12 protein-coding genes and 1 tRNA gene are annotated in these 13421 nt (G+C 71.2%); 8 read left to right on the top strand and 5 right to left on the bottom strand.

Features of this window, described 5'->3' with window-relative positions:
- The first annotated feature begins 37 nt into the window (after positions 1-37).
- From tdh to C1703_RS34910, 6 genes are read left to right on the top strand one after another with little or no spacing between them, the layout of a single operon-like run.
- Positions 38-1066, top strand: a complete 1029-nt coding sequence (gene tdh / locus C1703_RS34885; protein WP_114256586.1) for an L-threonine 3-dehydrogenase — start codon at positions 38-40, stop codon at positions 1064-1066.
- Between the two features lie 55 nt (positions 1067-1121).
- Positions 1122-2312 (top strand): glycine C-acetyltransferase, encoded by a 1191-nt coding sequence (locus C1703_RS34890; RefSeq protein ID WP_114256587.1) that lies wholly within the window; start codon positions 1122-1124, stop codon positions 2310-2312.
- 31 nt (positions 2313-2343) lie between these two features.
- Positions 2344-3246: a LysR family transcriptional regulator gene (locus C1703_RS34895; protein ID WP_114256588.1), complete on the top strand. Its 903-nt coding sequence runs from the start codon at positions 2344-2346 to the stop codon at positions 3244-3246.
- A 46-nt stretch (positions 3247-3292) separates the two neighbouring features.
- Complete coding sequence (locus tag C1703_RS34900) at positions 3293-3865, top strand: XRE family transcriptional regulator (RefSeq protein WP_114256589.1); 573 nt, start codon at positions 3293-3295, stop codon at positions 3863-3865.
- Positions 3862-4389, top strand: coding sequence for a GNAT family N-acetyltransferase (locus tag C1703_RS34905; protein ID WP_114256590.1), 528 nt, complete (start codon positions 3862-3864; stop codon positions 4387-4389). The genes C1703_RS34900 and C1703_RS34905 overlap by 4 nt, the downstream gene beginning before the upstream one ends.
- A gap of 30 nt (positions 4390-4419) precedes the next feature.
- Positions 4420-4776: an MmcQ/YjbR family DNA-binding protein gene (locus tag C1703_RS34910; protein WP_198678354.1), complete on the top strand. Its 357-nt coding sequence runs from the start codon at positions 4420-4422 to the stop codon at positions 4774-4776.
- Between the two features lie 13 nt (positions 4777-4789).
- Here the strand turns inward: C1703_RS34910 and C1703_RS34915 are convergent, their stop codons facing one another.
- On the bottom strand, positions 4790-5701 hold the full coding sequence (locus C1703_RS34915; protein WP_114256592.1) for a transketolase: 912 nt from the start codon (positions 5699-5701) through the stop codon (positions 4790-4792).
- A gap of 38 nt (positions 5702-5739) precedes the next feature.
- Positions 5740-6444 carry a transketolase gene (locus tag C1703_RS34920; RefSeq protein ID WP_114256593.1) on the bottom strand — a complete coding sequence of 235 codons (705 nt, stop codon included), beginning with the start codon at positions 6442-6444 and terminating at the stop codon, positions 5740-5742.
- Between the two features lie 136 nt (positions 6445-6580).
- Here C1703_RS34920 and C1703_RS34925 point away from each other — a divergent pair.
- Positions 6581-6654: transfer RNA gene (locus tag C1703_RS34925), tRNA-Pro, on the top strand.
- 138 nt (positions 6655-6792) lie between these two features.
- Here the strand turns inward: C1703_RS34925 and C1703_RS34930 are convergent.
- Complete coding sequence (locus C1703_RS34930) at positions 6793-9111, bottom strand: RICIN domain-containing protein (protein WP_114256594.1); 2319 nt, start codon at positions 9109-9111, stop codon at positions 6793-6795.
- A gap of 377 nt (positions 9112-9488) precedes the next feature.
- Here C1703_RS34930 and C1703_RS34935 point away from each other — a divergent pair, with 377 nt between their 5' ends.
- Entirely contained in the window at positions 9489-11861 is a 2373-nt protein-coding gene (locus C1703_RS34935) for a glycosyl hydrolase 53 family protein (protein ID WP_114256595.1), read from the top strand.
- Positions 11862-11962: 101 nt separating this feature from the next.
- Here the strand turns inward: C1703_RS34935 and C1703_RS34940 are convergent, their stop codons facing one another.
- Together C1703_RS34940 and C1703_RS34945 are read right to left on the bottom strand one after the other, a co-directional pair.
- A complete protein-coding gene (locus tag C1703_RS34940; RefSeq protein ID WP_114256596.1) occupies positions 11963-12499 on the bottom strand; it encodes an NUDIX hydrolase family protein in 537 nt (178 codons plus the stop codon).
- A 73-nt stretch (positions 12500-12572) separates the two neighbouring features.
- Entirely contained in the window at positions 12573-13385 is an 813-nt protein-coding gene (locus tag C1703_RS34945) for an SAM-dependent methyltransferase (RefSeq protein ID WP_114256597.1), read from the bottom strand.
- Between the last annotated feature and the right edge of the window lie 36 nt (positions 13386-13421).

The following is a 13421-nucleotide window of genomic DNA, read 5'->3' on the forward strand; positions in this document are numbered from 1 at the left end:
ATGCCCGGAGCCGGGACTCACCCCCAGGAGCCGCACGGTGAAGGCGCTGGTCAAACAGAAGGCGGAGCCCGGTCTCTGGCTCGCGGACGTCCCGGAGCCCGCCGTCGGGCCCGGGGACGTACTGATCAAGGTGCTGCGCACCGGCATCTGCGGCACCGACCTGCACATCCGGGCCTGGGACGGCTGGGCCCGGCAGGCGATCAACACCCCGCTCGTGGTCGGGCACGAGTTCGTCGGCGAGGTCGTCGAGACCGGGCGGGACGTCACCGACATCGGCGTCGGCGACCGGGTCAGCGGCGAAGGGCACCTGGTGTGCGGCAAGTGCCGCAACTGCCTGGCGGGCCGCCGCCACCTGTGCCGGGCCACCATAGGGCTGGGCGTGGGCCGGGACGGGGCGTTCGCCGAGTACGTGACCCTGCCCGCCGCCAACGTCTGGGTGCACCGGGTGCCCGTCGACCTCGACGTGGCCGCGATCTTCGACCCGTTCGGCAACGCCGTGCACACCGCGCTGTCCTTCCCGCTCGTCGGCGAGGACGTCCTCATCACCGGCGCGGGACCCATCGGCCTGATGGCCGCCGCGGTGGCCCGGCACGCCGGTGCCCGCCACGTCATGATCACCGACGTCAGCGAGGAGCGGCTGGAGCTCGCGCGCAAGATCGGCGTCAGCCTCGCGCTCGACGTCTCCGGCGCCACGATCGCCGACGGGCAGCGCACGCTCGGACTGCGTGAGGGCTTCGACATCGGCCTGGAGATGTCCGGCCGCCCCGAGGCGCTGCGCGACATGATCGCCAACATGACGCACGGCGGCCGGATCGCGATGCTCGGCCTGCCCGCCCAGGAGTTCCCCGTCGACTGGGCCCGGATCGTCACCTCGATGATCACCCTCAAGGGCATCTACGGCCGCGAGATGTTCGAGACCTGGTACGCGATGTCGGTCCTGCTGGAGGGCGGGCTGGACCTGGCCCCCGTGATCACCGGCCGGTACGGCTTCCGCGACTTCGAGGCGGCGTTCGCCGACGCGGCGAGCGGCCGCGGCGGCAAGGTCATCCTCGACTGGACGGCGTAACGCCCGCCCCCCGCAAGACTCCCTCCCCCCCCGGCAAGCACCTTAGGAGCTTCCGATGTTCGACTCCGTGCGCGACGACCTGCGCGCCACCCTCGACGAGATCCGCGCCGCCGGCCTCCACAAGCCCGAGCGCGTGATCGGCACCCCGCAGTCCGCCACCGTGAACGTCACCGCGGGCGGCCGCCCCGGCGAGGTCCTCAACTTCTGCGCCAACAACTACCTGGGCCTCGCCGACCACCCCGAGGTGATCGCCGCCGCCCACCAGGCCCTGGACCGCTGGGGCTACGGCATGGCCTCGGTGCGCTTCATCTGCGGCACCCAGGAGGTGCACAAGGAACTGGAGGCACGGCTGTCGGCGTTCCTCGGCCAGGAGGACACGATCCTCTACTCCTCCTGCTTCGACGCCAACGGCGGCGTGTTCGAGACACTGCTCGGCCCGGAGGACGCGGTCATCTCCGACGCGCTGAACCACGCCTCGATCATCGACGGCATCCGCCTGTCCAAGGCCCGCCGCCTGCGGTACGCCAACCGCGACCTCGCCGAGCTGGAGGCCCGGCTCAAGGAGGCCTCCGACGCCCGGCGCCGCCTGATCGTCACCGACGGCGTCTTCTCCATGGACGGCTATGTGGCCCCGCTGCGCGAGATCTGCGACCTCGCCGACCGCTACGACGCGATGGTCATGGTCGACGACTCGCACGCGGTCGGGTTCGTCGGCCCCGGCGGCCGGGGCACGCCCGAGCTGCACGGCGTCATGGACCGTGTCGACATCATCACCGGCACTCTCGGCAAGGCCCTCGGCGGCGCCTCCGGCGGCTACGTCGCCGCCCGCGCCGAGATCGTCGCCCTGCTGCGCCAGCGCTCCCGGCCGTACCTGTTCTCGAACACGCTGGCCCCGGTGATCGCGGCGGCCTCCCTGAAGGTGCTCGACCTGCTGGAGTCGGCGGACGACCTGCGCGTCCGGCTCGCCGAGAACACGGCGCTCTTCCGTGGCCGCATGACCGAGGAGGGCTTCGACGTCCTCCCCGGCGACCACGCCATCGCCCCGGTGATGATCGGCGACGCGGCGAAGGCCGGCCGCATGGCCGAACTCCTGCTGGAGCGCGGCGTGTACGTGATCGGCTTCTCGTACCCGGTCGTGCCGCAGGGGCAGGCCCGGATCCGCGTCCAGCTGTCCGCCGCCCATTCCACGGACGACGTGAACCGCGCGGTGGACGCGTTCGTCGCGGCACGGGCGGAGCTGGGCTGAGAACCCTCACTGACCTGAGAGAATCGATCGCATGATCGAGGCGCGGCGGCTCCACATCCTCCGTGCGGTGGCCGACCACCGCACGGTGACGGCGGCTGCCGCCGCGCTGTACCTGACCCCGTCGGCCGTCTCCCAGCAGCTCGCCGCGCTGGAACAGGAGACCGGCCACCGGCTCGTCGAGCGCGGCGCCAAGGGCGTACGGCTCACCCCGGCGGGCGAGATCCTGCTCAACCACACCAACGCGGTCCTCGCCCAGCTGGAGCGGGCCGAGGCCGAACTCGCCGCGTACAGCTCGGGCGCCGCCGGCACCGTCACGGTCGCCTCCTTCGCCACCGGGATCGCCCTGGTCGTGGCGCCCGCGCTGGCCCGCCTCGCCGAGTCCGCGCCCGGCATCCGCATCCGAGTCCAGGACGCCGAGGGCGACGCCAGCCTGCCGATGGTGCTGGACCGGCAGGTGGATGTCGCCGTGGCGGTCGAGTACCGCGGCGCCCCGCCCGCCGACGACCCCCGGCTGACCCACGTACCCCTCTACGCGGAGCCCTTCGACGCCGTCGTCCCCGTCACCCACCGCCTGGCCGACGCGGCGGAGGTACCGCTCGCCGAACTGGCCAAGGACTGCTGGATCGGCCCCTACCCCGGCAACCCCTGCCATGACGTGGTGGTCCTGGCCTGCGAGAACGCCGGCTTCCAGCCCCGCATGGAGCACTCCTCGGACGACTTCCGCGCGGTCGTCGCCCTCGCCTCGGCCGACGCGGGCGTGGCCCTCGTGCCGCGCTCGGCGCTGCGCGGCATGGACCTCGCCCAGGTGGTCGTCCGCCCCGTCGACGGCACACCCCCCACCCGCCGGGTCTTCGCCGCCGTGCGCCGGGGAGCCGAGGAGCACCCGCTCATCCGCCCCGTGCTGGACGCGCTGAGCGCGGCGGCCCCGGTGTGAGGACTCCTTAACGCGCTCGTCTCATATGCGGGATAACGTCCCGGATATGAGAAACGACGACATCGACCCCGTCGACGCCAGGCTGGGTGCCCGCCTGGCCGAGCTGCGGGCCCAGCACGGCTACTCCCTCGGCGAGTTGGCCGAGCGCAGCGGAGTGAGCCGGTCCACCCTCTCCCGCGCCGAGCGGGCCGAGATCAGCCCCACGGCCTCGCTCCTGAACCGCCTGTGCGCCGTCTACGGGCGGACCATGTCCCAGCTCCTCAGCGAGGTCGAGGCCGAGCCGGCACCCGTGGTGCGCACCGCCGACCAGCCCGAGTGGCAGGACCGGGCCTCCGGCTTCGTACGGCGGTCCGTGTCGCCACCGCACCCGGGGCTGCGCGGTGAACTCGTCGAGGGACGCCTCACCGCCGGCGCCGACCTCGCCTACGACCGCCCGCCCGTGGCCGGCCTGGAGCAGCACATCTGGGTGCTGGAAGGGGCCCTGGAGGTGACCGCGCAGGACACCGCGCACCACCTGGACACAGGTGACTGCCTGCGAATGCGCGTGTGGGGGCCGACCCGGTTCCGGTGTGCCGCTCCCGAGGGCGTGCGCTACCTGCTGGCGGTGGTGCGGCCGTGATCCGCCTGGACGAAACCCGACTGCTGTCTCAGGCCGGGGCGTTGGCGGACCTGCTGGTCGACACCGTCGACGGCGGTGCCTCGGTCGGCTTCCTCGCCCCGCTCGGCCGCGCGGAGGCCCTGGCCTGGTGGGAGGCGCGGGCCGCCGACGTGGACGCGGGGCGGCTCGCCGTCTGGGCGGCCTGCGACGGGGACCGCGTACTGGGCACCGTGAGCCTGGCCTTCCCCGGCAAGGCCAACAGCCGCCACCGTGCCGAGGTCGTGAAGCTCATGGTGCGCCGGGAGGCCCGGGGGAGGGGCCTCGGACGCGGGCTCCTGGACATCGCCGAGGACGCCGCGGCGGCGGCCGGCGTCACCCTGCTGCACCTGGACACCGAGACCGGCAGCCCCGCCGAGCACCTGTACCGGTCCGCAGGCTGGACCGCCGTCGGCGCGATCCCCGACTACGCGGCCCGCCCCGACGGAGTGCTGCGGCCGACGACGATCTACTACAAGCACCTGCCCGCGACCGCTCTCACCAGGTGATTGTCAGTGGCAGCGGATACCGTGCCTGCCATGCCGGATGCCGAAGACGTACGACGGATCGCCCTGTCCCTGCCGGACGCCACGGAGAAGATCGCCTGGAGCATGCCCACGTTCCGGGTCGCGGGGAAGATGTTCGCCACGCTGCCGGAGGACGAGACGTCCATCGCCGTGCGCTGCCCCAAGGTGGAGCGGGACGAACTGGTGCTCGCCGAGCCGGGGAAGTTCTGGATCGCGGAACACGAGGCACAGTTCGCCTGGGTCCGGGCCCGGCTCGACGCGCTGGAGGACGAGGCCGAACTGCGGGACATCCTCGCCGACTCCTGGAGACAGGCGGCCCCGGCCCGGCTCCTGGAGGCACATCCCCGGCTGGGCCTCCCGGCGGAGTGACGCCTCCCGGGGCTCACCCGGAAGCCGTCGCCCCGAGGAAGTCCGCGATCCGCGCCCGCAGCGACCGGGCGTCGAGGCCGTGGGCGGCGACATGCTCCTCCACCTGTCCGTAGCGCCGCAGTTCACGACGGCCGACGCCCAGTCCCAGAACCCGGTGCGGCACATCCGACAGCGCGTCGTTCGCGGCGGCCGTCGACGTGCCCGCCAGATAGGGCTCGACCAGGACGACGTCCGTCCCGGCCGTCCCGGTGGCGCGGCGCAGGGCGGCCCCGTCGAAGGGGCGGACGGTCGTCGCGTACAGCACGGTGACGTCCAGGCCCTCGGTGGCGTCGAGCACCGCGTCGAGCGTCGGCCCCACGGCGACCACCACACCGGAGCGCCCCTCGCGGACGGTGTGGAAGCGCTCCCCGTCCACCGGCAGCGCCCGCCCGTTGGACTGCACGGACAGCCGTACGTACACCTTGTCGTCGCCCGCGGCGACCGCGTGCCGCAGCAGCGTCTCGGCCTCGTCCGGGTGGCCCGGGACGTGGACGGTCCAGCCGTCCAGGGTGTCGAGGAGCGCCACGTCGCCCGGCGCCATGTGGGTGTAGCCCCCGGCGGGCCAGTCGAAGGAGGCGGCGGCGCTCACCAGCACCGCGCCCGCGTCCTGGTGCCCGAGATCCAGCTTGACCTGCTCGAAGGGCCGCTCCACGAGGAAGCTGGCGAAGGTGTGCACGACGGGCCGCAGCCCGGTCAGCGCCAGTCCCGCCGCCGCCCCGACCAGGAGCTGCTCGCGGATGCCGACGTTGACGACCCGGTCGGGATGCCGGCGGGCGGCCTCGGCGAAGCCGTCCACGCCGATCTCGGCGAGGACCACGGCGACCCGGGGATCCTCGTCGAGCAGCCGGGAGACGACAGGGGCGAAACGGTCACGCATGGTGTCCATGGGGTACGGATTCCTTTCCGCAAGGTCGGGGGGGCGGGTCAGGCGGACTTCGGCTCGACGCGGGCCACCACCACGTGCGGGCGGCCCGGGTGCGGTGCGGTGAAGGCGGCGTACAGCGCCTCGTGGTCACGTCCGTCGACGGTCAGCGCGGACCAGCCCGCGGCCTCGAAACGGGCCGCGATCCCGCCGGGGCGGGCGTACGTCGCCGAGGAGTTGTCGATGACGACGGTGTGCAGCCGGTCGAGTCCGGCGGGCCCGGCGAAGGCGATCGCCTCGTGGTTGCTGCCCTCGTCCAGCTCGGCGTCCCCGACGAGCGTCCACACCCGCGGCTCGTCGAGGCCCTGGGCGCGCAGTCCCAGCGCCGTACCGACGGCGATCGGCAGCCCGTGCCCCAGTGAACCGCTGCCGATCTCGGCCCCCGGCACGAGTGTGCGGTCGGGGTGGTGGCCGAGCGGGGAGTCGTACGAGCCGAAGGCCGGCAGCCACTCCACCGGCACGAAGCCCTTGGCGGCCAGTACGGCGTAGTACGCCATCGGCCCGTGCCCCTTCGACAGCAGGAACCGGTCCCGCTCCGGGTCGGCCATGCCCTCGGGGCTCACCCGCAGTACCCGGTCGTAGAGCACCCACAGCACGTCCAGCGTGGACGTGGCGGCCGGGCCGTGCTTCTCGTCGCCGGTCATCAGGGCCATCAGCCCCGGGAGGTCGGCGTACCGGTACGTGTCTGTGTGCGTCGTGTCGGTCATGAAGAAGAGCGTGCAACCTCAACCAATGTTGAGGTCAAGCGGCGGTCGCGGGAAACGGATGCGCGATCAGCGGTGCGAGTGCGGTATTGTTTCCGTGCGCGTTCGGCCAGGGGAAACCCCCAGGTCAGGCGGGCAACGGGACGTGGCGCAGCTTGGTAGCGCACTTGACTGGGGGTCAAGGGGTCGCAGGTTCAAATCCTGTCGTCCCGACTTTACGAAGTCGCAGATCAGGGGCCGTTTCAGAGGACATCTGAAACGGCCCCTGGATCATTTTCCGGGCGGCCGGCCGGGGGCTGTCCCGGCCGGCCTTGAGGTGTTGTGCCTTTCCCGTGAGCCGGCGGGGTGCCGTCAGCGCACGTAGACGTTGGGCTGCGGCGGGCGGGTCATGCCGGCGCCGAGGAAGTAGCTGGGGTGGGGCGGCTGGTTGTAGGCGGTGTTCTGCCAGGCCAGGGCGGTGCGGTACTGGGCGTCGTGGACCAGGGTGTGCAGTTTGGTGGTCGTCGGGGTGGTCGTGGCGTAGATGCGCAGGGCGTTGTTGCCCGAGTGGCGCCAGATGACCTCCTCGCGCCAGTCGCCGAAGAGGTCGCCCGAGAGCACCGGGGTGGACTTGGTGCCGTTGCTGGAGGCCACGCCGCTGCCCGTGAGCAGCCGGGTGTCGCCGCCGGTGCCGTACTTGTCGATCTGGGTGCCGTTCAGCAGTTCGCGCACCGGGTCGGCGTCCCACCAGGCGAGGAAGTTCGCCGAGGACGGGTTGCGGCCGACGTTGCCGCCGGAGGCGTTGCGCAGGTTGGTCATGTTCGGCCCGGAGCCCCAGAACTCGGCGCCCGCGTTGCCGGCGTAGATGTCACCGGCCACGCCGCGGCCCGGGCCCTCGGAGCCACTGGTGGGGGTGCGGTGGATGACCTGTCCGGTACGGGCGTCGTGCAGGTCGGAGCCGGGCTGGTTGCTCGCCTCGTGGATGGAGAAGACCTCCAGGCCGGCGCGGCCCGGCACGAAGTCACCGACGTGCAGGGCGTCGCCGTGGCCGAAGCCCGTGGCGTACATCAGGCGGCCGTTGTCGTCGATGGTCGCCGAGCCGTAGACGATCTCCTGGCGGCCGTCGGCGTCGACGTCGGCGACGGACAACTGGTGGTTGCCCTGGCCGTGCGCGGCGCCGTTGCCGGAGGCGTTGGAGTCGAACGTCCAGCGCTTGACGAGCTGTCCGTTGCGGAAGTCCCAGGCGGCGATGACGGCGCGGGTGTAGTAGCCGCGGGCCATGATCAGGGACGGGCGCTGACCGTCGAGGTACGCGGTGCCGGCCAGGAAGCGGTCCGCGCGGTTGCCGTAGTTGTCGCCCCAGGAGGAGAGGTTGCCGCGCGGCGGGTCGTAGCTGACGGTGGACATCGCGGCGCCGGTCAGACCGTTGAACATGGTCAGGTACTCGGGCCCGGTCAGGACGTAGCCGCTGGAGTTGCGGTGGTCGGCGCTCGCGTTGCCGATGACGGTGCCCCGGCCGTCGCGCGTGGCGTCCGCCGTCTTCATGGCCACCTCGGCCTTGCCGTCGCCGTCGTAGTCGTACACCTGGAACTGGGTGTAGTGCGCCCCGGCCCGGATGTTGCGGCCGAGATCGACGCGCCACAGCCGCTGGCCGCCCAGCCGGTAGGCGTCGATGTAGACGTTGCCGGTCACGCCGGACTGCGAGTTGTCCTTCGCGTTGTCCGGGTCCCACTTCACGATCAGCTCGTACTGTCCGTCGCCGTCCACGTCACCCGGGCTCGCCTCCACCGGTGTGTAACCCGAACCGGGCGAAGACAGCGGTACGTCGAGGTAGTTGCCGCCGGTGAAACGCACCGAGGGCTCCGAAGCCGGCTGCTCCGTGCCGCCGACCACCGCGCGCACGGTGTACGAGGCGTCCGAAGGCGCGCCGCTGTCCAGGTAGTTGGTGGAGTCGGTGACCGGCGAGCCGTTCACCTTCGTGCCGTCGCGGTAGACGTTGAACGCCGTGTCGTAGCTCTCGGTGCCCAACAGCCGCCAGGACACCAGGTTGTTCGAGCCCGAACGCACCGAGACCAGGCCCCGGTTCAGGTCCTCCATCTGCAGGGCCTCACCGGCCGGCGGGCCGGGATCCGGGTCGGTGCCGCCGCCGGCCTTGACCAGCCGCCACTGCTGGTTGGTGCCGTCGACGTCGTCGTACTGGGAGATCCGGGCGCCGTCGTTCATCGACCGCTCCCAGACGTCCAGGGCCTTGCCGCTGTTGCGGTTGATCAGCTGCACGTGCTGGCTGTCGATGTCGACCACGCTGAACTGCTGATGGGCGGCGTTGTCGTCCGTCCACTGCAGCACGTTCGCGCCGTTGGCCGTGGATCGCCCTTCGACGTCGAGCACCTTGCCACTGTGCCGGGCCTTGATCCGGTAGTACCCGTTGCCCGAATCGACGAACTGGAACTGCTGGTTGGCGCCGGTTCCAGGGGTCCGCTGGACGACCGTGGCGCCGTCGGCGGTGGAGCCTTCCGAGATCTCGATGGCCTTGCCGCTGTGGCGTGAGACCAGCTGGTAGTAGGCGGACGTGTCGATCACGGCCGCACTCGCGCTGGGCGCGGGCAGGGCGACCAGCGAGACGGCGGCCAGCAGCGCCGCCAGTAAGAACGTGACCGGCCCGCGGGTTCTTCGTGGGCTGTGGACGGACATGTGCTCTCCTTCACGTGGGGGGCGAGGGCTTGTGGGGATCCCCGGCGCGAATGAAACGATTCACCTGGGTGGTGCGCGAGGGAGGGGTCTTGCCCTGGCGGTTGGGAGCGCTCCCATGAGGCTAGAAGGGGCCACCGGGAGCGGCAAGACCTGTGCGCCGACTGAATGTGACAGTCTGTTTGATCGTGGACTGTTCGGCCTTGCTCATTGCCGGGTGCCTGAGTACCGTCCATCAAATGTCAACAGAATCGGAAGAAGACCAACGACCTCTCCGTCCGGAGCAGATGGCCTGACCGTTGCCGGCATCTGCTTGTCATGAACGCGTCTTGCGTTGCCGTGTTCCTGTTCCGGGGCCCAGAGATGAGGAGTTGGCAAGGATGCGAAGACACCCTGTCCGCACGGCACTCAGCATCGCGACCGCCGTGATCCTGGCGTGCGGCGCGGCGGCATTCGGGCCGGTTTCCCCGGCCTCCGCGCAGTTCGGCGAGGCCGAGATCTCGCCGATCGAGAGCGACCTCAGCGCGAAGTCCTGGGTGAGCGTCGAGGCCGGCAGCGGGGCGTCCACCGCTGACCTGGCGATCGACCAGGACGACCGGACCGCGTGGAGGGCGGATGGCACGTCCGCGCACCAGTGGCTGACGCTCGATCTGGGCGGCGCCTACGACAACGTCAGGAAGGTCGAGGTCGTCTTCCCGAGCGCCGGGGCCGTCTACCAGTACGTGGTGGAGTCGTCCGCGGACGGCGACAGCTGGAACGTCATCGCCGACCACTCGGCCGACCACCGGCCCTCTCGCGGGTCCGTGGACCTCTTCACCCGGCCGGGGACGAGGTTCGTCCGGGTGACGTTCACGGGAGCCTCGCCCCGCGCGACCTTGGGAATCAGCGAGCTCAGCGTCTACAACTACCTGCGCGACGACCTGATCCTCGGCGCCGACGCCTCCTGGGTGGACAACGATGTCGCCGAAGGGCGCGAGTACTGGGTGCGCCCGACCGAGGAGGACCCCGGCGCGGGTCCCCACCTGCTGGACGTGCTCCAGGACCGCGGCGTCGAGTACGTCCGGCTGCGGGTCTTCAACGAGCCCCGCAGCGAGTCCTCGGGCGGCGTACTGACCGTTCCCTACCAAGGCCCGAAACGGTCACTCGAGGTGGCCAAGTGGATCAAGGCCGAACGGGACATGGGCCTGGGGATCGACCTTCACTACGCGGACTCGTGGGCCGACCCGGCCAAGCAGCCGAAGCCGCGGGCGTGGGCCCAGCTGAAGTTCGACGAGCTGACCGAGGCGGTGTACGACCACACCTACGACTACGTCGAGCAGTTGATCGAGCAGGGCACGACGCCGGACAAGGTGGCGATCGGCAACGAGATCGTCAACGGCTTCATGTACGGCAGTGAGGCCGCGCTGATCGGCACCACCGATCCGGCGTACTTCCGGAACCAGCCGGAGATCTACCAGTCGCAGCCCGGCGGCGGCCTGCTCTGGAAGTACTGGGGCTCGGACGACCCGGAGGAGCGGCGGCTCTACGACGAGGCGTGGGACCGGTTCACGACGCTGTCCGCGGCGGGGATCCGCGCGGTCCGCGACGTGGCGGCCGACCACGGCGAGGACATCGACGTCGAGACGCACATCATCATCGGCAAGGACCGGGGCGCCAAGACGCTCGAGTTCTGGGATCAGTACCTGACCCGGGTGAAAGCCAAAGGCGCCGACGTGGACGTCCTCGCCCACTCGTACTACCCGGAGTGGCACGGGTCGCCGGACCACTACGAGTCCAACATCAACGCGGTGGCGGCGGCGCACCCGGGGTACAAGATCGAGATCGCCGAGACCTCGTACCCGGCGTCGGGTGGCGGCGGGACCCCGATGCCCAACTCGACGTACCCGCGGACCGTTCAGGGGCAGGCGGACGCCCTCCAGCACGTGTTCCGGATCGCCAACGACATCCCGGACAACCAGGGCCTGGGCGTGCTGGCGTGGGAGCCGGCGAGATGGCAGTCCTTGTTCACCGCCGTACCGGGCATGCCACGCACCTGGGAGCCGAACGCGTCGATCGACATCTTCACCAAGAGTCGCGCGTCCCACGTGGTGGAGGACACCGTGTACGCGTCCGCACTCGTCGGCGGCGAGGTGGTGCTGCCGGATGCGGTGCGGGCGCTGACGATGGCCGACGGTTCGGCGGAGCCGGTCCCGGTGGAATGGGACCCGGTGCCGGACGGAGCCACCGACACGGCCGGCCGGCTCACGGTGCGCGGCTCGACCGAGTACGGGCGGGTGACGGCGATGGTCGACGTGGTCGACACGTATGCCGGGCTCGCCTGTGACCGGGTGATCACCGGCCGGTATGCCGGGCCGTTGACGGTGACGAAGGGCGTGACCTGCCTGGACGGAGCGACGGTGTCGGGCCCGGTGTCGGTGCGGGCCGGTGCCTCGCTCCAGGCGGACGGCGCGGTGGTCGCCGGACCCGTGCGGGCCGACGGCGCGGCGGGGGTGGTGATCTGCGACAGCCGGATCTCCGGCCCGGTGACGTCGTCCGGGACCTCGTCGGTGACGATCGGCAACCCGGTGCTGGGATGTGCGCCGAATACGGTCACCGGCCCGGTGACCGTGACGCGGACGAACTGGTGGAACGTGATCGCCGGGAACACCATCAACGGCCCGCTGGTGTGCGGGGGAAACGCTCAGCCGCCGGTGAACAACGGATCGGCCAACACGGTGAGTGGTCCCAAGTCGGAGCAGTGCCGCGACCTGTAGCGCTCCGACGTCGGGCTGTTTCGAGGCGCTGCCGGGCCGGGAGGCCCGGCAGTACGCTCACGGGCACTCGCCGCGCACCCTCCCGTCGCCGCCGCGAGCGGTCAGATCGCGCAGCCCGCGTGCGCCAGCGCCTGCTTCAGCAGGACCCCGTGCCCGCCCGGCATCTCGCTCTGCACCGCTTCCGAGAGGGCCTCCTGAGGGCTGAACCACACCAGGTCCAGCGCGTCCTGCCGAGGACGGCAGTCGCCCGTCACCGGCACGATGTAGGCCAGGGACACCGCGTGCTGGCGGGGGTCGTGGTACGGCGTGATGCCCTGCGTCGGGAAGTACTCCGCGACCGTGAACGGCTGGAGCGAGGCCGGGACGCGGGGCAGGGCGACCGGGCCGAGGTCCTTCTCGAGATGGCGCAGCAGGGCGTCGCGGACCCGCTCGTGGTGCAGCACCCGGCCGGAGACCAGCGTCCGGCTGACCGTACCGTCGGGCCCGATGCGCAGCAGCAGGCCGACGCTGGTGACTTCGCCGCTGTCGTCGACGCGCACCGGGACGGCCTCGACGTAGAGGATCGGCATGCGGGCGCGCGCCATCTCCAAATCGTCGGAGGACAGCCAGCCGGGCGTGGTTTCGGTCATGTCAGACATCGCTTGATCATACTTTCAGCCGTGTGGACATCCTGGGTAGCCGCTCCAGGAGAACTGTGACCGGCCACACGCGTCAGGGCTTCACGGCCACCGCGCCGTACTGCGGAACCAGCACGGCCGAATCGGGCTCGGCGCGCCACTGCCCGCACGACACCATGCCCGGGTCGAGCAGGTCGAGGCCCTCGAGGAACGCGGCGATGTCCGCGCCGCTGCGGGCCGTGATCGGGGGAGTGGCGTTCTCGTTCCAGAACTTCATGGCCGGGATCTGGCCCGCGCCGCCGAGCTCGTCGTCGAAGGTCGGGTGGGTGAGGACCAGGAAGCTGCCGGAGGGGACCGCGGCCATCACCCGGCGCACGATGTCCCGGGCCTTGTCGGTGTCCAGGACGAAGTTGAGGATGCCCAGCATCATCACGGCGACGGGCCGGGTGAGGTCGAGGGTGTGCCCCGCCCGCTCGATGATGGCGTCCGGGTCGTGGACGTCGGCGTCGATGTAGGCGGTGGCGCCGTCGCTGGTGCCGGTCAGCAGGGTGCGGGCGTGCACCAGCACGATCGGGTCGTTGTCGACGTAGACGATCCGCGAGTCGGGCGCGATGCGCTGGGCGATCTCGTGGGTGTTGTCCGCCGTCGGCAGGCCCGTGCCGATGTCCAGGAACTGCCGTACCCCGCACTCGCCGGCCAGGTGCGACACGGCCCGGCCGAGGAACTCCCGGTCCGCCCGGGCGATGTCCCGGATGATCGGGAACATCTCGGCGACGTGCCGGCCGACCTGCTGGTCGACCTCGTAGTTGTCCTTGCCGCCGATCCAGTAGTTCCACACGCGCGCGTTGTGCGCCACACCGGTGTTCAGCCTCGCCGAGCCGCTCGGCGGGGTGTGGCTGTCCGTCACGTCTGTTCCTCTCCTCGCACGAGCGGCCGAAACCGG

It is taken from the genome of Streptomyces sp. Go-475, from assembly GCF_003330845.1.
In the GTDB taxonomy this organism is placed as follows: Bacteria; Actinomycetota; Actinomycetes; order Streptomycetales; family Streptomycetaceae; genus Streptomyces.

Excerpts from the sequence above, each read along its gene's own strand:
- C1703_RS34890 (WP_114256587.1), top strand. The coding sequence starts at position 1,122 with ATGTTCGACTCCGTGCGCGACGACCTGCGCGCCACCCTCGACGAGATC.
- C1703_RS34895 (WP_114256588.1), top strand. The coding sequence starts at position 2,344 with ATGATCGAGGCGCGGCGGCTCCACATCCTCCGTGCGGTGGCCGACCAC.
- C1703_RS34900 (WP_114256589.1), top strand. The coding sequence starts at position 3,293 with ATGAGAAACGACGACATCGACCCCGTCGACGCCAGGCTGGGTGCCCGC.
- C1703_RS34910 (WP_198678354.1), top strand. The coding sequence starts at position 4,420 with ATGCCGGATGCCGAAGACGTACGACGGATCGCCCTGTCCCTGCCGGAC.
- C1703_RS34915 (WP_114256592.1), bottom strand. The coding sequence starts at position 5,701 with ATGGACACCATGCGTGACCGTTTCGCCCCTGTCGTCTCCCGGCTGCTC.
- C1703_RS34920 (WP_114256593.1), bottom strand. The coding sequence starts at position 6,444 with ATGACCGACACGACGCACACAGACACGTACCGGTACGCCGACCTCCCG.
- C1703_RS34930 (WP_114256594.1), bottom strand. The coding sequence starts at position 9,111 with ATGTCCGTCCACAGCCCACGAAGAACCCGCGGGCCGGTCACGTTCTTA.
- C1703_RS34935 (WP_114256595.1), top strand. The coding sequence starts at position 9,489 with ATGCGAAGACACCCTGTCCGCACGGCACTCAGCATCGCGACCGCCGTG.
- C1703_RS34940 (WP_114256596.1), bottom strand. The coding sequence starts at position 12,499 with ATGTCTGACATGACCGAAACCACGCCCGGCTGGCTGTCCTCCGACGAT.